The sequence below is a fragment of the Bradyrhizobium symbiodeficiens genome (assembly GCF_002266465.3).
GTDB lineage: Bacteria > Pseudomonadota > Alphaproteobacteria > Rhizobiales > Xanthobacteraceae > Bradyrhizobium > Bradyrhizobium symbiodeficiens.
In genome coordinates this window covers 6,459,463-6,484,876 of sequence record NZ_CP029427.2, presented here as the reverse complement: position 1 = coordinate 6,484,876, position 25,414 = coordinate 6,459,463, and the positions used below count along the sequence as shown (strand labels likewise).

The following is a 25,414-nucleotide window of genomic DNA, read 5'->3' as shown; positions in this document are numbered from 1 at the left end:
TTGACGCTGCAATGGAAGAAAGGTGCGCCATCATTGTCGCGCACCGCTGTTACTTCAATCCCGCGCGCCGCAATCCTTCGAGATAATGCGCACGATCCTCGTCCCGCAGCATCGGCAGCTCGCGCGTGATCCAGGCAAGCGAGACCTCGGGCTGGGCGCGGCGCAGGCCCTCAAGGGCGGTCGCTGCGAGCGCCGGATCTCCTGACATGCCGGCGGCGGCCGTCAGAACGCGGTGCGCGCCGACGAAATCGCTACGCTGCCGCATCGACTCCCGCGCCATCTGCACGGCTCCGTCGTAGTCACGGCCGATGAACCGGGCATAGGCCGCAACCCCGCAATAGATCGCCGCGAGCGGATCGCGCGGACTGAGCCGCAGCGCGCGGCGTGCGGCGGCATCGCCGTCCTGCCATCGTCCGGCGTAGCACAGCGTCACGCCGTAAAAGGCATGAGCCATGGCGAAGTTCGGATTGAGCTGCAGCGCCAGCTCGAACTCGGCGAGCGCATCGTCGAAGCGGCGCCGGAACAGATAGGTGTAGGCGAGGCCGTGATGGGCCCATGCATCCTCACGATCGGCCTCCACCGCCGCGAGCGCCGCGCGTTCGGCGATCGGCACGGTCGCGGCCATGTCGGCCCAGCCCATATGTGCGCCGAAGATATGACTGGTCGCGAGCAGGCCCAGCGCCTTGCCATAGGCGGGATCGATCGCGACGGCTTTTTCGAGCAGACCTTGCGCGGCGGCATTGTCCTCGCGCGTGCTGCGCCAGTGATACGACAAGGCGCGCATCACGAGGTCCCAGGCGTCGAGACTCCCTGGCGGCTTCTGCTGGGCGCGAAAACTTTCGGCGGCATAGAGTTGCGGCTCGATCGCGGCGACGATCGCCTCAGTGATCTCGTCCTGCACGGCGAAGATGTCGGCAAGCTCGCGGTCGTAGCGCTCGGCCCAGAGATGGCTGCCGGTCGAGACGTCATTGAGTTGGGCCGAGATTCGCACCCGTTCGCCGCTCCTTCGCACGCTGCCTTCGACCACGTAGCGCACCCCGAGCTCCTGCGCGACCTCGCGGATGTGCACGGCGCGGCCCTTGTAGACGAAGGAGGAGTTGCGGGCGACGACGAAGAACCAGCGCAGCTTCGACAGCGCGGTGATGATGTCCTCGCTGATGCCGTCGGAGAAATAGTCTTGCCCGGCTTCGCCGCTCATATTGGTGAAGGGCAGCACGGCGATCGCGGGCCGCTCGGGAAGCGCGAGCGTCGGGCGGGGCGCCCAGGCGGCATGACTAGGTTCGGGCGCGATCGCCCCGTCCTTGGCCTCGACATCGCCGACGAAGCGAAACCCCTTGCGGGCTATGGTGCGGATCAGCGCCTGGCTCGCGCCATTGTCGCCGACGGCCTTCCGCGCCGCGTTGATCCGGCTGGTCAGGGTGGATTCGGAGACGCTGCGCCCGTGCCAGATCTTGTCGATCAGTTCGTCCTTGCTGACCACCCGGTCGCGGTTCTGCATGAGGTGGACGACGAGATCGAAGACCTGCGGCTCCACGGCAATGGGAACCTGCTCGCGGCTCAGCTCGCGCCGGTCGGTATCGAGAAGGTGGTCACGGAACAGAAACTGCACGTCGAAAACTCAGGCCTCATGACGAGATCGGTCAGGCGAAATGACAAAAAGAAATTTTGGTCGAAAACCGTGAGTCTGCCGAAGCGGCCGCTCGGTTCATCGCGATCACGTGAGGGCAGTCATGCGGTTTCGGATGGGAATACAACCGCGGCTAGAATGTCGCGGTGTGGGCGGGATTGCCGAAGGCTTGGGGCGCCGGACCCCCAACCGGCGAGCGACGTCCCGGGCGGGTCGTCCTGCATATATCGCTGCGCGACGCCCTCTCGTCGTCTCCGGGCTCGCGCCACGCGGGGCCATCGGATTGGCGAACGTGCCGGCTTTATCCATTGCCGAACACCATGACCTGCGTAAGGTACCGCTCACATAAAACGCAAACCACAAAGAAACGCCCATGCCCGCCTTGTCCCCCTCCACCACCGTGCTCGATTCCATGCTGTTCCGCGACGCCTTCGGCACGCCTGAGATGCGTGACGTGTTTTCCGACATCGCGACGGTCGCGCGCTATGCCGAGGTCGAGGTGGCGCTGGCGAAGGCGGAAGCCCGATGCGGTGTGATTCCGCAGGAAGCCGCCGACGCGATTGCGGCGCGGACCGACGTCGCAGGGTTCGATTTCGAACTGTTGCGGCAGGAGACCGACATCGTCGGCTATCCGATCCTCCCTCTGGTGCACCAGATGGCGAAGCAGTGCGGTGAGGCCGGCCGCTACGTGCATTGGGGCGCGACCACGCAGGACATCATGGACACCGCCGTGGTGCTGCAGCTCCGTGCCGCGCTGGAGATCGTCGCGCGCGACATCGCCGAGCTGCGCAAGATACTCGCCGATCTCTCGAAGCGATATCGCGACACGCCGATGGCGGGCCGCACCCATCTCCAGCAGGCGCTGCCGGTGACCTTCGGCTACAAGACGGCGATCTGGCTTGCCATGTTCGATCGCCACGCCGAGCGCTTGGCGCAATTGAAGCCGCGCGTGCTGGTCGGCCAGTTCGCTGGCGCTGCCGGCACCTTGGCCTCGCTCGGTGACAAGGGCTTTGAGGTGCAGGAGGCGCTCTGCGCGGAGCTGGAGCTCGGCGTTCCCGCCTCGACCTGGCACGTCGCGCGCGACGGATTTGCGGAAGGCGTGAATTTTCTCGCACTCGTCACGGGGTCGCTCGGCAAGATCGCGCTCGACATCATGATCATGGCCTCGACCGAGTTCGCCGAGGTCTACGAACCGTTCGTCAAGGGACGCGGCGCCTCGTCGACCATGCCGCAGAAGCGCAACCCGATCTCGTCGGAGCTGATGCTTGCGGCGTCCAAGGCGGTGCGCCAGCACGCCGGCCTGATGCTCGACGCCATGGTGCAGGATTTCGAGCGTGCCACGGGCCCCTGGCACGCCGAATGGATGGCGATCCCCGAGAGCTTCGTGCTGACCGCGGGCGCGCTGCACCAGGCGAAGTTCGCACTCGCGGGCCTGATCGTGGACGAGGCGAAGATGAACGAAAATCTCGCCGTCAGCCGCGGCCTGATCGTGGCCGAAGCGGTCATGATGGGGCTCGCACCGCAGCTCGGCCGGCAGGAGGCCCATGACGTGGTCTATGACGCCTGCCGTCAGGCCAACGAAAAGGGCATGAGCCTCGCCGATGCGCTGTCCGCGGACACGCGGGTCGCGAGCCGCATCGATCGTGCCACAATCGAGGCGCTCACCTCACCGAAAAATTACCTGGGGCTCGCGCCCGCCATGGTTGACCGGGTGCTGAAATCGGCAACGCGTTGAAAACCAAATTGCGTGAAACCGCGTACCTCCCTCATGTCGCAAGGTGCTCGCGCACTTGCGTCTCGCGATGCTAGACTTAGATTGAACGAGAGACTTTCGGCAGAGGGCCCCGCATGACTGATCAGCGCAATTCCACCGCTCCCATCGATCCCGTGAAGCTCGACCGGCTGGCCGAGGTGGCGGTGAAGGTGGGCCTGGGCTTGCGGCCCGGACAGGATCTTCTTCTGACGGCCCCCGCCATCGCGCTGCCGCTGGTGCGGCGGATCGCCGTGCATGCCTACAAGGCCGGCGCCGGCATCGTGACGCCGATCCTGTCGGACGAGGAGATGACGCTGGCGCGCTATCGCCACGGCCACGACAACAGCTTCGATCGCGCCGCCAACTGGCTCTACGAGGGCATGGCCAAGGCGTTCTCGGACAACACCGCGCGGCTGGCCATCGTCGGCGACAATCCGATGCTGCTGTCGGGCGAAGATCCTTCCAAGGTCGCGCGCGCCAGCAAGGCGAATTCGATGGCCTACCAGCCAGCCCTGGAAAAGATCGTCAATTTCGACACCAACTGGAACATCATCGCCTATCCGAGCCTGTCCTGGGCGAAGCAGGTGTTCCCTGATGATCCCGAGGACGTCGCGGTCGGCAAGCTCGCGGATGCGATCTTCGCAGCGTCTCGCGTCGATCGCGAGGATGCGATGGGCAATTGGGCGAGCCACAATGCGGTGCTGCGCGAGCGCACCAACTGGCTCAACGGCCAGCGCTTTCGCGCGCTGCAATATTCGGGGCCGGGCACCGATCTCACCATCGGTCTTGCCGACGGCCACGAATGGGAGGGCGGCGCCTCGTCCGCCAAGAACGGCATCAGCTGCAACGCCAACATTCCGACCGAAGAGGTCTTCACCACGCCGCATTGCCGCCGCGTCTACGGCCATGTCGTGAGCTCGAAGCCGCTGTCCTATCAGGGCACGCTGATCGACAACATCGCGGTGCGCTTCGAAGACGGCAAGATCGTCGACGCAAAGGCTTCGCGCGGCGCAGAGGTGCTGAACAAGGTGCTCGACACCGACGAGGGCGCCCGGCGCCTCGGCGAAGTGGCGCTGGTGCCGCATTCCTCGCCGATCTCGCAGAGCGGGCTGTTGTTCTACAACACGCTGTTCGACGAGAACGCAGCGTCCCACATCGCGCTCGGCCAGTGCTATTCGAAGTGCTTCGTCAACGGCGCGCAACTCACCCCGCAGCAGATCGCCGCGCAAGGCGGCAACCAGAGCCTGATCCATATCGACTGGATGATCGGCACGGCCGAGACCGATATCGACGGCATCTTGCCCGATGGCAGCAAGGTGCCGGTATTCCGCAAGGGCGAGTGGGCGAAGTAGCTTCACCTCTCCCCGTTGGGGAGAGGTGAACGTCCTCGCAATAGTCGCTCTATTCCGCCGCACTCCGCATCTCCGCGAGGTCGCCGCCGGAAAATCTGAGGATGTCGACCCAATAGGGGCGGGCGACGACAAGCTGGACGAACGCCTCGAACGTATCGGCGATAATTCCCGTCTGGCCGTCCGATGAGACGTAGAGCACGTTCTGCGGCGGCAGCAGTACGAACGCGCCCCGGAGCCGTCACTGCCGATCTGCCGGGGCCTCGATGCCGTCGATGGTGAACCAAGGCTCCTCGTCCGGCGCGAAGGAGACATTGAGGCTGACCAGCCAGGCGAGGGCCTCACGATTGGCTGTCACGACCTCGGGCGAGAGAGGCATCGGCGTGGCTCCGTTTTGGGCTCCCGCGCACTTTGTCGCACCCCGGAAAAGATCGGTTCATGTGCTCGAATTTGCAGGAGAATCGCGACGTCAACCGTTTCGCACCTGCAGCTTCCGGCTGATTTTCGAGGCCTGCGTAAGAAAGAATTAAAAACCGGTGACTAGCGTTCCCGACATCATTCGAAACGATCCGGGCCGAGCCCCGGCAATATTTTATTATATCCCCTGGGGCAGAAGATGTCGCGTTCATTAATTGAAATCGGTAGTTGCAATGTCGAGCTCGAGCTGCGGCCGATCGAGCCGTCCTGGATCATCGAGGGCAACCCCGTGTCGCGCTCGCACATCCTGTCAACCAGTGCCGACGGCACCGCCTCGACCATCATCTGGCAGTGCACCGAAGGCCGCTTCAACTGGTACTACGATATCGACGAGACGATCATGATCATGGAAGGATCGATCGTGCTCGAAAGCGACGGCATGCCGCCAAAGCGCTACGGCCCCGGCGACGTGATCTTCTTCCGCGACGGTGCGCATGCCAAATGGCATGTCGAAGGCCACGTCAAGAAGATCGCCTTCTGCCGCAAGACCAATCCGGTGATGATCGGCTTCCTGATCCGCGTCGTCAACAAGCTGAAGAAGATCTTCGCCTTTACCGGCGAGCGCCGTCCGGCCTCCCTGTTGGGTGCCGGCTAGAGCACCCAATAACGTTTCAAGGACGCTTCCCAGCGGCCACGACGAAGAGGGGTCGGGATCAACATCCCGGCCTCTCCTTTCGTTATGACGGCAATTCGAGCCGGTAGACATCGATCGCTGTCCGCGAGAACAGCGCCATCTTCTCGGCCTCGCTCAGGGACGACGCGATGCGCTTGAAAGCGTTGAAGATCACCTGGTAGCTGCATTGGCCCTTGTCCGGCGGGAAATTACTCTCGAACATCGCGCGCTTCGCCCCGAAAGCCTCGATGCAGGTCTCGATATAGGGCCGCCAGGCCGCGGCAAGCTCGTCGGAGGACGGCGGCCTCTCGCGCAGATGGAAATCGTAGCCGAGCAGGCACATCGCGAGGCCGCCGAGCTTCACCACGACGTTCTCGCATTTGGCGATCTCGCGGATCGAGGCGCGCCATTGCGGAAACACCTCCTCGCGCCGTCCTGCGAAGCGACCTATTCCAGCCGGACCGCCGCAATGGTCGAGCACGATCCGGGTGTCAGGGAAGGCGCGCGCAAGCTCGGTGAGTTCACCGATCTGCGGATGGAATAACCAGGCATCGAAGCTGAGCTTCAGTGGTGCGAGGCAGGCAAATCCCTTGCGAAAGGTCTGGTCCTGCAACAGCCCCTTCGGCCTGTTCGCATACATGCCGGCGACAACAGGGTCTTCGTCCCAGGCCGAGGAATGCCGGATACCGCGAAAGCGGCCGTTGCCCGCAGCGATCTCGGCTTCCAGCACCCCCTTTGCGGCGTCGCCCAGCAGCAGATTGGCGTGGCTGACGATGCCGGCGCAGATCGCCGCCTTGCCGTAAGCACCGCTTGCGCTCATGGCGGCGACGCCGTTGGCGAACTCGACTTCGCCGACCGGCCGGAAAGCTTCGGGCCCATGTGCGCGGTACATCGAACGGCAATCGACATAGACGGTGGCAACGATGTTGTGGCCGGAAGCGATGTCGGCCGCCATTTCCTCGATCAGGTAGCGGTGCCCGCGATTCCAGAGATGGTGATGGGGATCGACGATCGGCCGCAACGGATCGATGATCTCCTCCTGATGCAGCGCAAGCCAGTCCTCGCGCGGCTCGACGAACAGCCCGCTCGTGTTGGCGGGCACACCGCTTGCTGCCATCTGCGCTCGCTCCCTCTATGTCTTTTGTGATGGGAGCCTAGCATCTTATCTCGCCACGCGGCAGCGCGCGCCATGCAACCGCACCTGTCGCCGCGAGCACAGCGGCTGTCGTCAGCCCTTGCGCCGCCTTGCCCTCACATCCACCACCAACCGCCAGCCCACTGCCGTGACAGGCTTGACCTCGCCAAGCCAATGGAAGGAATCGCCGGTGATGTCCGTAAAGCTCCAGCGCGTCAGTTCGCCGGCTTCGGTCGTGCCTTCCTGCACGATGTCATCGCCCCGCGGACGACCGATCTGCTGGCGGAACACGCTCCGGCCGGGATCGAACCAGGAAATTCGCCACGCATCGATGGTCGGATCGTAGACGCGCAGCGTCGTGCCGTACCAGTTGCCGGCGATCGGAAAGGCCGGGCTGCTTGCCCGGCGGGGGATGATCCAGACGTCCTGGACGGCACGGCCCTCCAGCACCCAGCCAAAATGGATTTCGCCGGGGGCGGTATGTTTCGTCGCATCCGGGCCGTGAGCGGTGATCTCGGCGTCCCAGTCACCGACGAAGCGGCCGTAAAGCCGGAGCGCCGCGGCGTGCTCGGGATTTGGTCCGTCCGCGTGCAACAATCTCGCAAAATAGGTCATGTTGATCTCCTCTCGCGGGAGATCAGCACGACCGGCCGACGGCCAGCTTGGAGAAAATTGCGCCTCAGACCCCGTCGAGAATGATCACCGTCGGCTTCGGCGGCAGCGCATCCCGTGACATCCGGAATGACCGCCCGGAGCGCCGGTCGATCTCGAACTGCTGGCCGATGCGGTGCATGAAATCGTCGAGCGGGGTGGCAAAGCGGTGCATGGGCAGCACCACCGAGGCGCGCAACCGCTTGGTGATGTCGGAAACACCGTCCAGCGACATGGTGTAGGTGCCGTCGATCGGCACCATCACGATATCGAGCCGTCCGATCTGGGCGAAATGGCTGTCGTCAAGCTTGTGATGGAGGTGGCCGAGATGGCCGATGCAGAGGCCGGCGACCTCGAAGATGAAGATCGAATTGCCGTCGCGGATCATGTCGGTGCCGGCGTCGTCGCCGAAATAGCGGCGGATGTCGGTGGTGACATTGCGGATGAAAGTGTCACTGATGCGCTCCGACACGATCGCCGGCTTGCCGTCCTCACTCCAGCCATGCAGCACGCGAGGAATGCGCTTGTCGGGGAACAGGGAGTAATGCGTGCTGTGGGCGCGGTTCATGGTCACGACGTCGGGCAGCCGTCCCACCTGGTAGGCGCCACTGTAGTCGGTCGCGATGCGCAAGCCGCCAGGCGTGTCGATGAAATAGGTGGAGTGGCCGGCATAGGTGATCTCGACCTCAGCCGTGCCGGCTGCCGGCCGAAACGCAACCGGCGTGGCCCGCGGGGCCGCGTTGGCCATCGCCAGGCACTCGCTGCGCTGTGGCTGCTGGGCGAGGGCAGGTGTCAGGAATGCGCCGAACAGCGCCAGAGCCGCCGAAACCAGTCGCCGCATGGATCCGTCCCCGATGACTTCACAACGAAGTCTAGCGTGCAATGCGGCGCTGCGCCAATGGGGTGGGATCGCCAGTGCGTCCGTGTCGCACCTATTGCTCGTGTTTCGGGCTGAACTTCCAGGTGATCCCGACGAGGCTCGCGGTGATCAGACCGCTGATAAGGCCGGCGATCGGCAAAGCAAGTAGCAGCGCGGCGCTGGCGGCCCAGCCGATCGAGGAGAAAGCTTCGGCGAACGTGGCCAGCCGCGACGAGGTCTGGCGGCGGCGGAATTGGCTGCGCCGGGCTTGCACCCGGAACCAGAGCTGGATCGCGGTCGCGGAGGCCGCGCTGATGATAATCGCGGCGGCACTGATCGCAGCCTGGATCGGTGCGGCGAAAGCGAGCGCGGCGATCAGCGGGCAGAAGATGAGAGCGATCGCTATCAGCACCACCTCGATCTTGGCGCGGATGACGCTGGATGGCGTCAGTGGCGCAGTCGCGACCAGGTCGGGGGCGTCCTCGCCCGAGATCGTCAGCCAGGCCAGCCCGCCGGCGAGCTGTCCGGCCGCCATCACCACGACCGGCGTAATCAGGGTCAGCGCCGCGGAGCTGTCGGCAAAATTGCGCCAGAGCAGTAAGGCCGGCGGCACCAGATAGAGCAGCTGCATCAGGGTCTGCGAGATCAGCCAGGGATCGCGCCAGAGCAGCAAGAATTCCTTGCGCCGCAGCGCCTGCTGCCGCGATCCGCCGCGGAACGGGCGCTCCTTCGCGCGCTTGCTGCCGGAGGTGCCGTAGGCCGCGGCATCGATCGCCGTGTCGGCAAAGCGGTGCGAGAAGATCGCCATGACGCTTCCGAGCAGCACCAGGGCGAGCGCCATGAGCAGCAGCAGCGCTTCGCTGTCGCCCATCGCCGCCCGCGCCGGCCACCACCAGATGCTGTCGACGTCGGGGGCATGCGCGGCCACGCTGCCCGACGTCAGGATGGTGAAGCGCGACAGCGTGCCGTAGGACATGATCGCGGCGACCTGGAGCGCGATCACGAAGCCGGCGCCGATGATCGCGGCGAGGATCTGGGCGATCAGGCGTGTCCGCGCCGGGCCTATCAGCCGAAACAGCAGGATGGTGACGGCAATCGCGACCGCCGCGGCCGACAGGCCCATGACGACGACCACTCCGAATGCGCTGAGCCAGCGTGCGCCGCCGCCGATCACCAGCACGTCGATGAAGGGCGTCGAGAACAGCAGCGCGATCAGGGTGACGGTCAGCGCGATCGCGGCGATGCGGACCGAGAACAGATTGGCGAGCGTCGCCGGCGAGGACATGATCAGGTCGAGATCGGCGCGGGCATAGAATACCCGCGTCACCGATTCGATCGCCTGCGACAGCATCAAGGTCCAGGCGAGGAAGATCGTCGCCGAGATCACGATCAGCGAGGATTTGTCGAGCGGCAGCTGCAGATCGGCGAAACGGCCGATCACCGCCCAGGCCGGCAGGTGCAACAGCGCGGCAAAGCAGACCATGCCGATGATTGCGGCGCGCGTCCGCTTGCGCCGTCCTCCGGTCATCATGGCGAACCATTCGCGCCAGGCGAGCCGGAGCTCGTGGCGTGCGAACCAGGACAGCGCGGTTGCCGAGCTCATGCGGCTTCCGAAAGCGTCACCAGCGCGATGAAGAGATCCTCCAGGCTGGTGTCGGCATGGCCGTTCTGCTGGCGCAGCTCGGTCAGCGTGCCCTCGGCGACGAGGCGGCCCGAGGCGATCACTCCGATGCGGTCGGCCATGCGCTCGGCGACCTCGAGAATATGGGTGGTCATGATGACGGTGCAGCCGGCGTGGACACGCGCGCTGAGAAGTCCCTTGACGTGGCGGGCGGAGACGGCATCGAGCCCGGTCAGCGGCTCGTCGAGGATGATGAGGCGGGGGTCGTGCACCAGCGCGCCGGCGAGCGCGACCTTCTGGCGCATGCCCTTGGAAAAGCCTTCGCAACGCTCGTGCCGATGCGGCTCCAGACCGAGCGAAGAGAGCAGGTCCTGCGCGACCGGCTCCGAGACCGACGGGGCGATGCCCCAGAGGCCGGCGACGAATTCGAGATATTCGAGCGGCGTCAGCTTGTCGTAGATCATCGGTTCGTCGGAGACCCACGCCATCACCTGCTTGGCGGCGACGGGGTTTTCGAGCGCATCGATGCCGAAGATCGAGACCGCGCCGGCATCGGGGCGCAAGAGGCCCGCAACCATGCGCAAAGTGGTGGTCTTGCCGGCGCCGTTGGGGCCCACCAGCGCATAGAATTCGCCGGCGTGGATGGTGAGATCGAGGCTATCGACCGCCAGACGGTCAAAACGCTTCGTTAACCCCTTAACTTCCAGCGCCGAGCTGTCCGGCTTCATGACGGCCACACCATCCGGTTTTGCATCGCTCGCGACCATGACCTGAAGATGTTTCGGCACCATGAATCGCGCTGCCGCAAATTCCGTCATCCGGATTGGACTAATGGCAAGTCGCCGTGCAAGTCACCGTTTGTTGACAGCGCTGAACGGTTCAGGCTGAATTGGTTCCGGACAAATGGCGCTAACGCGGCGAAACGACTGCGTAGCGACTGGACACAAGATGCGGCAAGGCGGTCAAAAGAACCGCCGGTTGTATCGGGAGGACGCGCGTCAATGCTGGATTTCGTTCAGCAGCTGGTCAGCGGTGTTGCGCTCGGCTGCGTCTACGGCCTGATCGCGCTCGGCTTCGTGCTCGTCTACAAGGCCACCGAGGTCGTCAATTTCGCCCAGGGCGACCTGATGATGCTCGGCGGCTTCTTCGCCTTTACCTTCATCGGCATGATGGGCCTGAACTACTGGATCGGCTTTGCCGGTGCGGTGGCCGCAATGGCGCTGTTCGGCATGCTGGCGGAGCGCGTGGTGGTGCGGCCGATCCTCGGCTATCCGCAATTCTCGATCATCATGGCCACCATCGGCCTCGGCTACTTCCTGCGCTCGATCGCCGGCATGATCTGGGGCACCGACGATCTGAAGATCGAGACGCCGTTCAGCCACGGCGTGCTGCGCATCGGCTCGCTGGTGCTCGCCTACGACAAGCTGTCGGTGATCGCGGCGACGATGATCCTGTGCACGCTGCTCTATCTGTTCTTCAACAAGACCACGCTCGGTACTGCGATGCGTGCGAGTTCCGAGAACATGCTGGCGGCCTACTACATGGGCATTCCGGTCAAGCGCGTGGTGTCGATCGTCTGGGCGATCAGCGCGGCGGTCGCCACCTGCGCTGGTGTGCTGCTGGCGCCAATCACCTTCATCCATTCCAATGTCGGCCTCGTGCTCGGCCTGAAGGCGTTTCCCGCGGCCGTGCTCGGGGGGTTCGGCTCGATCCCGGGCGCCGTGGTCGGCGGCGTCCTGATCGGCGTGATCGAGAGCATGGCCGGCTTCTACCTGCCCGAAGGCTGGAAGGATGTCGCGCCATACCTCGTGCTGCTCGCCGTGCTGCTCTTGAAGCCCGAAGGCCTGTTCGGCCACCACGTCCGCAAGAAGGTCTGAACGCCATGCGCTTCCTGTTCAAGACCGACTATGAGGATGACATCAAGCTGTTCCCGCATTCGGGCTATTACGTCTCCTACGGCATTCTGCTCGCCCTGCTGCTGATCGCGCCATTTGTGCTCTCCAGCTATCTGATGAGCCAACTGGTCTTCGTCTGCATTTATGCGACCGTCGGGGTCGCGCTGCTGATCCTGACCGGCTTTACCGGCCAGGCCTCGCTCGGCCACGCCGCCTTCCTCGCCATCGGGGCCTACACGGCGGCCTATTTGCAAAAGTATAACGTGCCGTTCCCGGTCTATTTCCTCGCCGCAGGAGGTTTGACCGGCATCATCGGCGCGATGGTCGGCTTTCCCGCGCTGCGCCTGACCGGCATCTACCTCGTCATCGCCACCATCTCCTTCGCCTTGATCGTCGAGGAGATCCTGGCGCGCTGGGAAAGCGTGACCAACGGCAACGAGGGCATGCGGGTCAAGACGCTGTCGCTGCTCGGGGTCACGGTGCCGCGCGACAGCCCCACCTTCTATTTTCTCTGCCTCGCCGTGCTGGTGCTGACCATCGTCGGCACACTCAATCTGCTGCGCTCGCCCACGGGGCGTGCCTTCGTTGCGATCCGCGACAGTGAGACGGCGGCGCGCAGCATGGGCATCAATGTCTCGCTCTACAAGGTGAAGTCGTTCGCGATCTCGGCGGCGATTACCGGCTTTGCCGGCGTGCTGTTCGCCCATAAGCTCTCTTTCATCTCGCCCGAGATGTTCACGCTGCAACTCTCGATCGAGTTCATCATCGTGATCCTGATCGGCGGCACTTTCAGTCTGCACGGCGCGGTGCTGGGGGCGATCTTCATCGTGATGATCGATCCGTTCCTGACGTACCTCAAGGACGACATGCCTGGCATGATCGCCGGGGTCGCGGCGACGTTCGGCGCCGGCCCGGCCGCCGCGGGAAACATCAAATCGACCGTCGCCGCCTTTGCCTCGCTCAACGGCCTGAAAGGCGCGATCTACGGCATCATCATCGTACTGTTCGTGCTGTTCGAGCCGCTCGGGCTCTACGGCCGCTGGCTCAAGATCAAGCTGTTCTTCCAGCTGTTCCCGCTCTACAAGCGCGCGACTTTCAAGCGGCAGAAGATCTACGTGAAGTCGGAGCGGAACCGATGAGCTATTTCCGCGCCGAGAATTTGTCGCTGCACTTCGGCGGCCTCAAGGCGGTCGATGCGGTCTCGTTCGCGGTCGAGAGGGGCGAGATTCTCTCGATCATCGGCCCCAACGGCGCGGGCAAGAGCTCGATCTTCAACCTGATCTCGCGCATCTACCGGCCGACCTCGGGCCGTATCTTCTTCGAGGACCAGGACATCACGGAAGAGCCGCCCTACGACATCGCCAGGCTCGGCATCGCCCGCACCTTCCAGAACATCGAGTTGTTCGAGAATGCGACCGTGCTCTCCAACCTCCTGGTCGGTCGGCATCGCCACTCGACCACGCAGCTCTGGCAGGAGCTGCTGTTCCTGCCGAGCGTACGGGCCAACGAGAAAGTGCACCGCCGCAGAGTCGAGCAGGTCATCGAATTCCTCGACCTCGAGCCCTATCGCGACAAGCTGATCTCCGGCCTGCCCTACGGCGTACGCAAGGTGATCGAGTTGGCGCGCGCGCTGTGCTCGGAGCCGAAGCTGATCCTGCTCGACGAGCCGTCCTCCGGCCTCAATGTCGAGGAGACCGACGACATGTCGTTCTGGATACGCGACATGAAGAGCGAGCTCGGCGTCACCGTTCTGATGGTCGAGCACGACATGTCGCTGGTCAACCGCGTCTCCGATCGCGTCATCGCGCTCAACTATGGCCGCGTGCTGGCGATGGGCTCGCCCGCCGAGGTGCAGCAGCACCCCGACGTCGTTGCCGCGTATCTGGGAGCCTGACGCATGGACGCCGCCGTCAAGCCCGAGATCATCCTGAAACTCTCCAACATCGAGAGCTATTACGGGCCGATCATGGCCATCCGCGGCATCTCGCTGGAAGTGCCGCGCGGCCGCATCGTCACGCTGCTGGGTGCCAATGGCGCCGGCAAGACCACCGTGCTGAAGACCATCTCCGGCATTCTCGACCCGCAGAAGGGCTCGATCGAATTTTTGGGCAAGCCGATCCAGCGCATGGAGGCGGACCGGATCGTGCGGCTCGGTCTCAGCCATGTGCCGGAGGGGCGCGAGGTGTTTCCGTTCCTGTCGGTGCGCGAGAACCTGATGATGGGCGCCTATCCGCGCAAGGACCGTGACGGCGTGGCGGAGGATATCGAGCGCGTCTACGGCTATTTCCCGCGGCTGAAGGAGCGCATCAACCAGCCGGCCGGCCAGCTCTCCGGCGGCGAGCAGCAGATGCTGGCGATCGGACGCGCCTTGATGAACCGCCCAACGCTGCTGCTGCTCGACGAGCCCTCGCTCGGCCTGTCGCCGCTGCTGGTGAAGGAGATCTTCACCATCATCCGCCGCGTCAACGAGGAGCAGGGCATGTCGATCCTGCTGGTCGAGCAGAACGCCAAAGTGGCGCTGGAGACGGCGCATTACGGCTACGTGCTGGAGATCGGCCGCATCGTGATGAACGACAGCTGCGACCGCTTGATGCATTCCCAGGACATCCAGGAGTTCTACCTTGGCGCCAAGGAAGCGGGCGCCCGAGGCGAGCGGCGCTGGAAAAAGAAGAAGACGTGGCGGTGAGGACAAGCTGGCAGTAAGATGAGCCTGTCATCCGCAACAGAGACCGCCGGCAAGGCAGGCAGCGGAGGCAGGCGACAGGGAGGAGAGGCGCATGGCCCGACCGGCGGTGCTGACGGTCGCTGATACGATCGCGAAGAGCTTCTTGCGCGCTGCGGAGACGCGGGGCGACCGGCCGGCCATCCGCGAGAAGAAATTCGGCATCTGGCAGCCGACCAGCTGGGGCGAGTGGTTGGAGATCTCGAAGGAGATCGCCTACGCGCTTCGCGCGATCGGCTTCATGCCCGGCGACGTCGCCTCCATCATCGCCAACGCCGTGCCGGAATGGGTCCATGCCGACATGGGCATCCTGTGCGCGGGCGGCGTGTCCTCTGGAATCTATCCGACCGACGCGTCGTCCCAGGTCGAATATCTCGTCAACGATTCCCGCACAAAAGTGATCTTCGCCGAGGACGAGGAGCAGCTCGACAAGATCCTCGCCTGCCGCGCGCGCTGCGCGAGCCTGCAGAGGATCATCGTGTTCGACATGGAGGGCCTCAGCGGCTTTTCCGACGACATGGTGATGTCGCTCGACGAGTTTCGCGCGCTCGGCCGCAATCACATGGTCGGCCGTGAGGCGCTGTGGCAGGAGATGATCGACAGCCGCAGCGCCGGCGATCTTGCCATCCTGGTCTATACCTCAGGCACGACCGGCCCGCCCAAGGGCGCGATGCACGCCAACCGCAGCGTGACGCACCAGATGCGGCACGCCAACGACTTCATCCCCGCGCGGGAGGACGAGGACCGACTGATCTTCCTGCCGCTCTGCCACGTCGCGGAGCGCATCGGCGGCTATTACATCTCGGTCGCGCTCGGCTCGGTGATGAACTTCGCCGAGAGCCCGGAGACCGTGCCGGACAATCTGCGCGAGGTACAGCCGACTATCTTCCTCGCGGTCCCCCGCATCTGGGAAAAATTCTACTCCGCCATCACCATCGCGCTGAAGGATGCGACCCCGCTGCAGCAATGGGTCTATCGCCGCGCCATCGCCATCGGCTACCGCATGGTCGATTACCGGATTGAGGGCAAGCAGCCGCCGCTGTCGTTGCGCCTCGCAAGCCGGATCGCCTATCGGCTCGCATTCCGCAACATCCGCCGCATGATCGGGCTCGATCGCTGCCGTACCGCCTTCACCGGCGCCGCCCCGATCGCACCGGAGCTGATCCGCTGGTATCTCGCGCTCGGCATCGACATCCACGAGGTCTACGGCCAGACCGAGAATTGCGGCGTCGCCACCATGATGCCGACGGAGAGGGTCAAGCTCGGCTCGGTCGGTACCGCGGTGCCCTGGGGCGAAGTCGCGCTATCGCCCGATGGCGAGATCCTGATCAAGGGTGACTTCCTGTTCATGGGCTATCTGAACCAGCCGGAGAAGACGGCCGAAGCGATCGATCCTCGCGGCTGGCTGCGCACCGGCGATGTCGGCACCATCGACAACGAGGGCTTCGTCCGGATCACCGACCGGATGAAGGATATCATCATCACCTCCGGCGGCAAGAACGTGACGCCGTCCGAGATCGAGAACCAGCTCAAATTCTCGCCTTACATTTCCGATGCCGTCGTCATCGGCGACAAGCGGCCGTACCTCACTTGCCTCGTGATGATCGACCAGGAGAATGTCGAGAAGTTCGCCCAGGACCACGACATTCCCTTCACCAATTACGCGAGCCTGTGCCGGGCGACGGAGATTCAGGGCCTGATCGGCCGCGAGATCGAGCAGGTCAACGGCAATTTCGCCCGCGTCGAGACCATCAAGAAATTCTACCTGATCGAACGCCAGCTCACGCCGGAGGACGAGGAGCTGACGCCGACCATGAAGCTGAAACGCGGCTTCGTGAACAAGCGTTACGCCGCCGAGATCGAGGCGATGTATCGCCAGCGCGCGGTGGCGTGACGCGCAGGACTACTCGGTCAAGCGAAGGAGCGACGGCCCTCGCCCTTCGTCCTACACGGGCCTTTAGGAGAGGAGACGTCAATGTCGAAATCGTTCAGCGCATTCGGCCTTGCTGTGGGTGCCGTGGTGCTCACCTGTCTGCCGGCCGCGGCGCAAACCAAGGTCACCAACGAAGGCATCTCGGCAAGCGAGATCGTCGTCGGGACCCATCAGGACCTCTCGGGCCCGATCAAGGGCTGGGGCGTCCCTGTTTCCAACGGCATGAAGATGGCGGTGGAAGAGATCAACGCGGCGGGCGGCGTCAACGGCCGCAAGATCCGGCTGGTCGTCGAAGACAGCGGCTACGATCCGAAAAAGGCCGTGCTGGCGTCGCAGAAGCTGATCGAGCGCGACAAGATCTTCGCGATGGTAGGGCCGATGGGGTCGCCTACCGTGCTCGCCGCGCAGGACATCCTGCTCGACGCCGGCGTGCTTCAGCTGTTTCCGCTCACGGCGGCCGAGTTCACCTTCAAGTTCGATCCGGCCAAGCCGCAGGAGCGGCTCAAGTTCAACAATCTGCTGCCCTATGTCGAGAGCACGCGCGCGGCGCTGAAATACATGATGGAGTGGAAGAACTTCAAGAAGCCCTGCATCATGCACCAGGACGACGAGTACGGAAAGAACGTGCTCGACGGCTTCAACCAGCAGCTCACCGCGATGAAGGTGCAGCCGGCCTCGATCACGAGCTACAAGCGCGGCGCCTCCGACTTCAGCGCCCAGGTCGCCAAGATGAAGTCCGACGGCTGCGACCTCGTCGTGCTCGGCGCAGTGCTGCGTGAACCCATCGGGGCCATGACCGAGGCCAAGAAGCTCGGCTGGGACGTCACCTTCCTCGGCGCGACGCCTACCAACGTGATGGAAGTGCCGATGCTCGGCAAGGAGGCCGTCGAAGGTCTCTACGCCGCAAGCGGCTTCGAGATTCCCTATGAGGACACCGCGAAGGGCAAGGTCAAGGACTGGCTCGTCAACTACAAGAAGATGTTCGGTACCGACGCCAACACCCAGGCGATCATCGGCTATAATGCAATGATGACCTTCGCCTTCTACGCGCAGAAGGCGGGCAAGGACCTCACGGGTCAGAAGATGCTGGACTCGCTGGAGTCGGGCGAAAAATTCCTCGACATCTTCAACTCGCCGCCGACCAAGTTCTCCAAGACCGACCACCTCGCCAACACCATCACCCAGGTGCAGCAGGTCAAGGGCGGCCGCTGGGTGCTGGTGAAGGACAATCTGATGTTCTGATCTCTCGCCGCGATGACGGTGCACCCTCGCCCCTTGCGGGAGAGGGTGGATCGCCGCGAAGCGGCGAGCCGGGTGGGGGGCTCCCAACGAACGATCTTGCGAGGGGAGAGTACCCCTCGTCCGGCGCTCCGCGCCACCTTCCCACAAGGGGAGAAGGAAAGCAGGAGTTCAAGACCCCCCGCTCGCCGTCCCAGAATTCACCGGCGCCATCTCGTCCTCCCGGCAGCGCCAGCCGTCGGCGGCTTTGACGAACGCAAAGGTTCGCTGGATGCGCAGGCGGCGCGTCACGTTGAAGGCTTCTGCCGAGCGCTCCCTGTTGGCGGCGCCTGGCTGCGGACGCCCCGTCCTGGCGTCCCAGCAAGTGCCGGTGCAGCTGGAAGCGACCTTGCTGCACATGGTGAAGGGCGCCAGCACCACCATCTCGATCTCGCCCGTGACCTGCGCTTCGTGCTCGGTCACCTGGCTGTCGAGGGCGTAGACGCGGTTGATGCGGAGGAAGTTGCCGCACGAATTGGCCGCATGGATCCGCGCCGCGCAGAAATCGACCGCGTCGGTATCGGGCGAGCGGGCCGCGACTTGCCGGCCGAAGACCTTTTTGGGATCTCCCTTCGCCGCGCGAATTTCGTCGGTCCTGCGCTTCAAATGCTCGGCAAGACATTCCTCCGCGGTTTCCAGCTCCTGCAGCGGCACGTTCTCCTTGCCGACCAGATTGCATTTGCGATCGCGCTCCCGGGTCCACCGACCATATTCGGCGAAGGCAAAGCGCGCCGCGATCGGGTCGAGCTTGCCGATCAGGCCGAGCACCTGGCCATTGAGCTCGGTTTCGGCAAGCGCCAGCGAGGGGTCCGCACAGATCAGCGCGCCCGCTGCGGTGTTGGCTGCGAGGCAGTCGAAATCAGGATCGCGCAGGATCGCGGCGCGCTCCTCGGTCAAGCAGGCATGCCTTCACCCGCTCGAAATCGTCGGGGCGGATCGCGGTCTGGCCGACGATGCCGCAGCCGAGATTGCGCTGGCGGATCCAGATCGCATTCTCCTCGATCGCGGGCAGGCGATCGGGCAGGCGGGCGAGCCGCGCCTCGATCGCCGTGTTTAGCTTCTCGGCGGCGGCGGCAAGCGCGGCATCGCCGCAGAACAATTGATTGCCGGGGTCGCGAATCTGCTGGCAGTTGTTCTTGGCAAACAGCGGCAGCCTGTCGGCGATGGAGCGGTCGGACTGCGCGAACGTGGGTGCGGCGAGCGCCAGCAGCGCAATCACAGTCAGCACGATGAACCGCATTCCCCTCGCCCCCGCAAAAGCCCTCGCCATGCTACCCGCCCGGATCGCGTGGTGGAATGGGTTTTTGCTGAGTGAGCGGTGTGAGGTCCGCAGTCCGGATGGAGCGAAGCGCAATCCGCGACCGGTGCTAGCGGTGAGAATCCCGGATTTCGCTGCGCTCCGTCCGGGCTACGAGATGGATTAACGGGCCGCGGCGGCCATCATGGAGACCTGCACCGGTTCGTCGACATATTTCAGCACGGTCGACTGCTGGAGCGCGAACAGCGGCTGGTAGCTCCGCGCAGCGTCGTCCTCGACCATCGCCATGCGGCGGTTGTCGAGCATCAGCCAGTGGCCGTCGAGACGCGCGGCGACAACCGCGTGCTCCTCGCCGGCCCTGACGTCGCGCACCACGAGGATGCGGAGGTCCGAGGTGGCCACGCCCGCCAGCCGCAGCGCGGCCAGCTTGGCGATGGCATAATCCTCGCAATCCCCAGTGCCGCGCGCGAAGGTCGCAAGCGGCGAGCTCCAGACGTCGTCGATGCCGTCATCGGCGGGCCGGATCGCAAGGTTGATGGCGCGGTTGGTCTCGCCGAGCCGGGCGCGGCCGTCGCGGGCGCGGGCCTGGTCGACGATGGCGAGCAGCTTCAGGGCCGCAGGCGAGGCGCAATTGTCCCGGTCACCGTCGCATAGCGCGAGCTGCACCATGTCGCCGTCAAGCTTGTCCTTCAGCGCGAGCCATTTCTGTTGCAGGCTGCCGGCGGAGATGGCGAAGGCGAACACGCCAAACGGCTCGGCGGATTTGCGCACGAGAACGCCTGCGCCCGGCGACAGCAGCGTGCCGGCGCGAAGTTCGGCGGCCGATCCGAAAAGGATCAATCCGCACAGGACAAGGATTGCGCGCCAAGCGCGCGAGCGAGCAGCCGTCTCCATCTGACATCCCCTTCCGGCTTCGGCCCAAGTCCCCCTCGACCTGAACGTGCCGGGCTTTGTTGCTTTCGCGGAGATAGTGCGAGGCGGGCCGTTTTGTTCTGCTTAACGCGCCCGGCTGGGGTCCCAAAACCGGGGAACAGGCTGAAATGGGTCTGCCCGAATTGCGTAAAACTTTACGATTCGCCGGCTAGAGGTGTCCGGTCGCCGCGAAATCGAGCCAATTGCAGACAGAGGTTGTGGTGGCGCCGAATCTGGATCCTATGGCTAACGACCCCCTATTTCATGGGGTTCTGTTAGTTAGGTCACAGATTTAACTCCGTATTTGCCGCAGGATGCTGCGGGACGTCGTGAAGGGAAGATAACGCAAGTATCTCTTCCATGACTATACGGAAAGTTACTTTGGATGACTGGGAATGCGTGGAAACAGGCCGAGTTCGACTTCCGAACATTTGAGGGATTACATTCGCTACTCTGTAGGGCGCCGATCTGCGGGGGCCTCGAAGGGCCAAGTGATGCGAAATCACACAAGCAATAGATGGTATCCCTAAGGACTTGCTAATGCTATGCAAGCTTAGGCGGTCGATACTTACTTAAATTTTAACTCTTTTCACGGTGCCCGGTTGAATTACGCTGGCCAATTTGACGCCGCGATTTCTTTGGACGGCCAGGGTTCCCGTTCGCCCGCCGGCGCCCATGTCGATTCCTTTACGGCGAAAGCGCACGGTCACGTGCCCGAGGGCGCGTTCGTCGTTCCCGACCCCAACCTGATCTTCAACGGCGAGTTCAAACGCGCGGGCCTCGATCTCGTGCTGTCCCATGAGGGGCACGAGTTCGTCGTTCACGATTATTTCAGGGGCGAAAAGCGCGCCGCGCTCGCGTCACCCGACGGCGCCCATCTCACCGGCGACATCGTCAACGCGCTCACGGGCCATGTCCAGGTCGCTCAAGCCGCCTCCGGAGGCGCGGCTGCGGCCCAGGTCATCGGCCATGTCACCAAGCTCGCGGGGAGCGCGACCGCGATCCGCAACGGCGTCTCGGTCATCCTGAACAACGGCGACAATGTCGAGAAGGGCGACGTGGTCTCGACCGGATCGGATTCGACGCTCGGCATCACCTTCATCGACGGCACCGTGTTCGGCCTGTCCTCCAATGCGCGGATGGTGCTGAACGAGATGGTCTACGACCCCAACGGTTCGAGCAATTCTTCGCTGCTCAGCCTGGTCGCAGGCACCATCACCTTCGTCGCCGGCGAGACCGCCAAGCACGGCGACATGAAGATCGACACGCCGGTCGCCACCATGGGCATCCGCGGCACAGCCGTGCTGACCCAGATCAACTTCGTCGTTCCCGCTGGCGGCGGCGATCCGCAGCCGCAGGCGAGCTTTCAGGTGCTGGTCGAGCCGAACGGCACGACGGGCTCCTACATCCTGTTCGACAAGGTGACGCTGCTGCCGATCGCGACGGTCAACCAGGCCGGCCAGATGATCCAGATCAGCGGTGGCAACGTCTCGATCTCCAATGCGCTGATGTCGCCGGACGTTCAGAAGCTGATCACCGACGTGTTCACGCTGAAGTTCACCGACAACAACACCAACACCAAGCTGACCACGAACTTCACCGACACGCTCACGCCGATGGGCCAGGACGTGGTGTTCAAGTCGGGGTCCGGCGCCATCGTGACCGCGACATTCGTCAACCTCAATCCGCAAGGGCAGGAGGGGCCGAGCACTCCCCCGCCGCTCGTCACCCGTATTCCCGGCCAGCCACTGGTGCAAAGCCTCGATTCCAGCGGCAATGTGAAGACGGCCTTCGCGCTGACCGAGCGCCCGGACACCACGGGCGACACGCAGGCCGACACGGTTTCCGGCCGCATCACCTTCGTCGATCAAAATCTCGGCGACCGGCCGTCGGTGAGCGTAAGCCTCGCAGAGGCGCCGAACTACCTCTACAAGAATGCCGGTCAGCAGGACGTCACCGGCTCGCTCACCGCGCTGCAGAAGCAGGCCATCGCGGCGACGCAGATCCAGATCAGCGTCGCCCCAGATCCCGGCAACAACAACAACGGCTCGGCGGTCTGGACCTACACGATTCCGGACAAGGTCTTCGACTTCCTCGCCGCCGACGAAACGGTGACGCTGACCTACATGGTCCGCGTCGACACCAATTTCGCGGTGAGCCCCGAGAGCAAGTTCATTCCCATCACCGTCACGATCACGGGAACGAACGACAAACCCACCGTCGCGACGTCAGGTGGCACCGTCATCGAGCTGATCGGAACCGGCAACGAGGCGCTCAACGTCATCACGGGCACGGTCACCTTCACCGACGTCGATCTGACTGACCGGCCGATCGTGAGTGCAGAGCTCTCGTCCGTCCAGCCGTTCAAATACCTTGATGCCGAAGGTAACGATATCACGGCGACGTTGACCCCGGCGCAGCTCGCGGCGATCGCCGCCGTCAAGGTGCCCCTGACCGTGGTTCAGGGTGCTGGAAACGGCAACAACGGGACGGCCACCTGGACCTACAAAGCTCCCGACCATCTCTTCGATTTCCTCGCCGAGGACGAGAAGCTGATCCTCAACTACGTGGTGCAGGTCGATGACGGCCACGGCGGTGTCGTCAGCACGCCGCTCACGGTCTCCATCGACGGCGCGGACGTCAATGTCGAAGGCACGAATGACGTCCCGACGATCGTCGAAGATTCGACGACGCCGAGCGGCGCGGTGACCGAGGATACGTCGTCGGCGACCCTGACGGCGATCGGCACCATTACCTTTAACGATCCCGACCTCACGGACACGCACACTGCGAGTTACGTCCTGAAGTCGACGACGTCGAGCGCGCATCTGCCTGGCTTCGGCAACGGCACGTCGCAAATCGGCACTTTCGCGCTTGCAGCGGTGAACGAGAGCCCGGGCGCCAGCTCTCGCGGGTCGGTCGGCTGGACCTTTACGCTCAACAACAACGATCCGGTGCTGCAGTCGCTGGCCGAAGGCCAGACCATTACCCAAGTCTACACCGTCACTGTCGACGACCATCACGGCGGAACGGTCACCCGGGACGTCACGGTCACCATCACCGGCACCAACGACGCGCCGATCGTCACGAGCGATGCAAACGCTGCGAAAGGCGGCGTCACCGAGGATGGCGGCCTGACACTCTCGATCGCCGGTACGCTGGCGATCCAGGATCTGGACCTGGTCGACACCCATTTAGCGCAGGCGGTGTTTACCTCGTCATCCGTCAACTCGGCCTTGCCGGGGTTCGGTGCCAACGCGAACATCGGCACCTTCACGATCGATCCGGCGGTCCTGGAATGCAGCACCGACACCAACAACGGCGCGACGCTGGGCTGGCACTTCACGCTCGAGAACAGCAGCGCGGTGCTGCAGTCGCTGGCCGAAGGGCAGACCATCACGCAGGTCTACACCGTCACCTTCACGGACAATCACGGTGCCCACGTCTCGCAGGAAGTCACCGTCACGATCACGGGCGTCAACGATACGCCGACCATCACCAGCAGCGGGGCGGCGGCAACTGGTCATGTCATCGAGGACGCTGGCTCGCTGTTGACGATTGACGGCACCCTGGCGATCCAGGACCTCGACCTGATCGACACTCATACCGCGGAGGCGGTGTTCAAGTCTTCCTCTGTCAGCTCGCCTCTGCGGGGGTTCGGCGCCAACGCGAACATCGGCACCTTCACGATCGATCCGTCGGTGCTGGAATCCAGCGCCGAAACCAGCAACAATGCGACGCTGGGCTGGCACTTCAGCCTCGGCGACAACAATGCGGTGCTGCAGTCGTTGGCGCACGGCCAGGCCATCACCCAGGTCTACACGGTCACCTTCAAGGATGATCACAACGCGACGGTCACGCAGGACGTCACCGTCACGATCACGGGCGTCAACGACGGTCCCACGATCACCAGCGATGCCGACGCGGCAAAAGGCGCGGTCATCGAGGATGATTGCGCAACGCTGACGGCCAGCGGCACGCTGGCGATCAAGGACGTCGACCTGATCGACACCCATACGGTCGAGTGGTCGTTCACCTCGTCATCCGTCAGCTTGGCTCTGCCGGGCTTCGAGGGCGGCACTACGAACATCGGCACCTTCTCGATCGGCTCGCTGTCCGAATCCAACACCGACACCAGCGACGGCGCGACGCTGAGCTGGCAGTTCGCGCTGGACAACAGCAATCCGGTGCTGCAGTCGCTGGCGCAGGGCCAGACCATCACCCAAGTCTACACCGTCACCTTCACCGACAATCACGGCGCCCAAGTCTCGCAGGACGTCACCGTTACGATCAATGGCGCCAACGACGCGCCAACGCTGTCCGATCTCCACATCGGTCTGCTCACGGACACCGCCTTCTCCAATCTCACCGGCCACTTGGCTGGGACCGACGTCGACAGCGGCGAGACGGCAACGCTGTCCTATGCCGTCTTCAATTCAGATCACCAGCCGGCGACAACGGCAGTGGGGCTGTGCGGGACGCTGACGGTCAACGCCGACGGCAGCTATAGCTACGTTCCGAATGCCGCCGCGATCAACGCGCTGGCGGACGATTCGTACGTCGATACGTTCACCGTCCAGACCACCGACGTCCATGGTGCAACCGACACGGCGACGCTCACGGTAGACGTGACCGGCGCGAACGATACCACCTATGCGCCCGTGATCGACGTCGCCGAGGTCAATGTCACGCAGGAAGGCGAACAGATCTTCGTTCACGGCATTTCCGTCAGCGACGCTGACGCTGCCGCCGATGAAACCTTCACGCTCGCCGCCACCGCCGATTCGGGCACCTATGTGGACCCCGCATCGACCTCCGACACGTTGGACAACGTCAATTCGGCGCTCCAGACGTTGACATACACCGATCCGAGCCAGAGCGCGTCCACGACGGACACGGTCGCGATCACCGTGACCGACGGCCACGGCGCGAGCGATACGGTCAATTTGATCTTCAACCTGAGCGAAGAAGGCCCGGTGACTCTTGCCAGTACCGAAGGCAAGGACGTGCTGTTCGGTACGGGCTATCAGGATCAGTTCGTGTTCGCTGCCAATTCGAGCCACGACACGATCCTCGGTTTTGCGCACGGTCAGGACCACATCAACCTGACCGCGGTTGTAACGACAGATATCGACGCGGCATGGATAGCCCAACACGTCGCGGCCTCAGGCTCAGACACCCTGGTCACGATCAATGCGACGGACACCATACTCTTGAAGGGCGTCGCAAGCGTCCAGGCGAACGACTTCATCGTCCACGCCTGATCGCAGCGCGAGGTGCTGCGGTCGTCCGCACACCGATCGGAGCTGCCGCCTGCCACGAAAGCGTGAT

The 25,414-nt window shown here is 64.0% G+C and carries 19 protein-coding genes and 2 pseudogenes; 11 read left to right on the top strand and 10 right to left on the bottom strand.

From position 1 onward, the window contains the following. Positions 1-49: 49 nt before the first annotated feature. Entirely contained in the window at positions 50-1,609 is a 1,560-nt protein-coding gene (locus CIT39_RS30505) for a winged helix-turn-helix domain-containing tetratricopeptide repeat protein (protein ID WP_094976588.1), read from the bottom strand. Between the two features lie 391 nt (positions 1,610-2,000). Here CIT39_RS30505 and pcaB point away from each other — a divergent pair, with 391 nt between their 5' ends. Further along, positions 2,001-3,362, top strand: a complete 1,362-nt coding sequence (pcaB, locus tag CIT39_RS30500; RefSeq protein ID WP_094976589.1) for a 3-carboxy-cis,cis-muconate cycloisomerase — start codon at positions 2,001-2,003, stop codon at positions 3,360-3,362. Between the two features lie 113 nt (positions 3,363-3,475). Further along, complete coding sequence (locus CIT39_RS30495; protein ID WP_094976590.1) at positions 3,476-4,732, top strand: aminopeptidase; 1,257 nt, start codon at positions 3,476-3,478, stop codon at positions 4,730-4,732. A 49-nt stretch (positions 4,733-4,781) separates the two neighbouring features. Here the strand turns inward: CIT39_RS30495 and CIT39_RS30490 are convergent, their stop codons facing one another. Together CIT39_RS30490 and CIT39_RS30485 are read right to left on the bottom strand one after the other, a co-directional pair. Then, complete coding sequence (locus CIT39_RS30490; protein ID WP_244607476.1) at positions 4,782-4,931, bottom strand: hypothetical protein; 150 nt, start codon at positions 4,929-4,931, stop codon at positions 4,782-4,784. A gap of 39 nt (positions 4,932-4,970) precedes the next feature. Then, positions 4,971-5,108: a hypothetical protein gene (locus CIT39_RS30485; RefSeq protein ID WP_244607475.1), complete on the bottom strand. Its 138-nt coding sequence runs from the start codon at positions 5,106-5,108 to the stop codon at positions 4,971-4,973. Between the two features lie 237 nt (positions 5,109-5,345). On the opposite strand from CIT39_RS30485, the gene CIT39_RS30480 reads away from it, so the two are divergent. After that, the gene (locus CIT39_RS30480; RefSeq protein WP_162308762.1) at positions 5,346-5,801 is read left to right on the top strand and encodes a cupin domain-containing protein; all 456 of its coding nucleotides are present in this window, start codon (positions 5,346-5,348) and stop codon (positions 5,799-5,801) included. Positions 5,802-5,883: 82 nt separating this feature from the next. Here CIT39_RS30480 and CIT39_RS30475 read toward each other — a convergent pair whose 3' ends face one another. From CIT39_RS30475 to CIT39_RS30455, 5 genes are all read right to left on the bottom strand, one after another. Further along, the gene (locus tag CIT39_RS30475) at positions 5,884-6,936 is read right to left on the bottom strand and encodes an amidohydrolase family protein (RefSeq protein ID WP_094976592.1); all 1,053 of its coding nucleotides are present in this window, start codon (positions 6,934-6,936) and stop codon (positions 5,884-5,886) included. Positions 6,937-7,047: 111 nt separating this feature from the next. Next, positions 7,048-7,569, bottom strand: coding sequence for a hypothetical protein (locus tag CIT39_RS30470; protein WP_094976593.1), 522 nt, complete (start codon positions 7,567-7,569; stop codon positions 7,048-7,050). A 64-nt stretch (positions 7,570-7,633) separates the two neighbouring features. Further along, on the bottom strand, positions 7,634-8,446 hold the full coding sequence (locus tag CIT39_RS30465; protein ID WP_094976594.1) for an MBL fold metallo-hydrolase: 813 nt from the start codon (positions 8,444-8,446) through the stop codon (positions 7,634-7,636). Between the two features lie 91 nt (positions 8,447-8,537). Further along, complete coding sequence (locus CIT39_RS30460) at positions 8,538-10,067, bottom strand: permease (protein WP_094976595.1); 1,530 nt, start codon at positions 10,065-10,067, stop codon at positions 8,538-8,540. Further along, positions 10,064-10,813 carry an ABC transporter ATP-binding protein gene (locus CIT39_RS30455; protein WP_162848708.1) on the bottom strand — a complete coding sequence of 250 codons (750 nt, stop codon included), beginning with the start codon at positions 10,811-10,813 and terminating at the stop codon, positions 10,064-10,066. The genes CIT39_RS30460 and CIT39_RS30455 overlap by 4 nt, the downstream gene beginning before the upstream one ends. A gap of 273 nt (positions 10,814-11,086) precedes the next feature. On the opposite strand from CIT39_RS30455, the gene CIT39_RS30450 reads away from it, so the two are divergent. The 6 genes from CIT39_RS30450 (at position 11,087) to CIT39_RS30425 (ending at position 17,877) form a co-directional block, all read left to right on the top strand. Then, positions 11,087-11,962, top strand: a complete 876-nt coding sequence (locus tag CIT39_RS30450) for a branched-chain amino acid ABC transporter permease (RefSeq protein ID WP_094976597.1) — start codon at positions 11,087-11,089, stop codon at positions 11,960-11,962. 5 nt (positions 11,963-11,967) lie between these two features. Then, entirely contained in the window at positions 11,968-13,119 is a 1,152-nt protein-coding gene (locus CIT39_RS30445; RefSeq protein WP_094976598.1) for a branched-chain amino acid ABC transporter permease, read from the top strand. Beyond that, positions 13,116-13,874, top strand: a complete 759-nt coding sequence (locus CIT39_RS30440; protein WP_094976599.1) for an ABC transporter ATP-binding protein — start codon at positions 13,116-13,118, stop codon at positions 13,872-13,874. Before CIT39_RS30445 ends, CIT39_RS30440 begins: the two co-directional genes overlap by 4 nt. Before the next feature lie 3 nt (positions 13,875-13,877). Further along, a complete protein-coding gene (locus tag CIT39_RS30435; RefSeq protein WP_094976600.1) occupies positions 13,878-14,666 on the top strand; it encodes an ABC transporter ATP-binding protein in 789 nt (262 codons plus the stop codon). 91 nt (positions 14,667-14,757) lie between these two features. Further along, on the top strand, positions 14,758-16,596 hold the full coding sequence (locus tag CIT39_RS30430) for an AMP-dependent synthetase/ligase (protein ID WP_094976601.1): 1,839 nt from the start codon (positions 14,758-14,760) through the stop codon (positions 16,594-16,596). An 81-nt stretch (positions 16,597-16,677) separates the two neighbouring features. Beyond that, entirely contained in the window at positions 16,678-17,877 is a 1,200-nt protein-coding gene (locus tag CIT39_RS30425) for an ABC transporter substrate-binding protein (RefSeq protein WP_094976602.1), read from the top strand. A 168-nt stretch (positions 17,878-18,045) separates the two neighbouring features. On the opposite strand, the pseudogene CIT39_RS30420 reads toward CIT39_RS30425, so the two are convergent. Then, a pseudogene (locus tag CIT39_RS30420) lies at positions 18,046-19,153 on the bottom strand (lysozyme inhibitor LprI family protein). A 180-nt stretch (positions 19,154-19,333) separates the two neighbouring features. Further along, on the bottom strand, positions 19,334-20,065 hold the full coding sequence (locus tag CIT39_RS30415; RefSeq protein WP_094976603.1) for a transglutaminase-like cysteine peptidase: 732 nt from the start codon (positions 20,063-20,065) through the stop codon (positions 19,334-19,336). 620 nt (positions 20,066-20,685) lie between these two features. Between CIT39_RS30415 and CIT39_RS33260 the strand changes: the two are divergent. Beyond that, a pseudogene (locus CIT39_RS33260) lies at positions 20,686-22,398 on the top strand (FecR family protein); the annotation flags it as partial. An 18-nt stretch (positions 22,399-22,416) separates the two neighbouring features. Then, on the top strand, positions 22,417-25,347 hold the full coding sequence (locus CIT39_RS33255) for a beta strand repeat-containing protein (protein WP_479686307.1): 2,931 nt from the start codon (positions 22,417-22,419) through the stop codon (positions 25,345-25,347). The last annotated feature ends 67 nt before the right edge of the window (positions 25,348-25,414 follow it).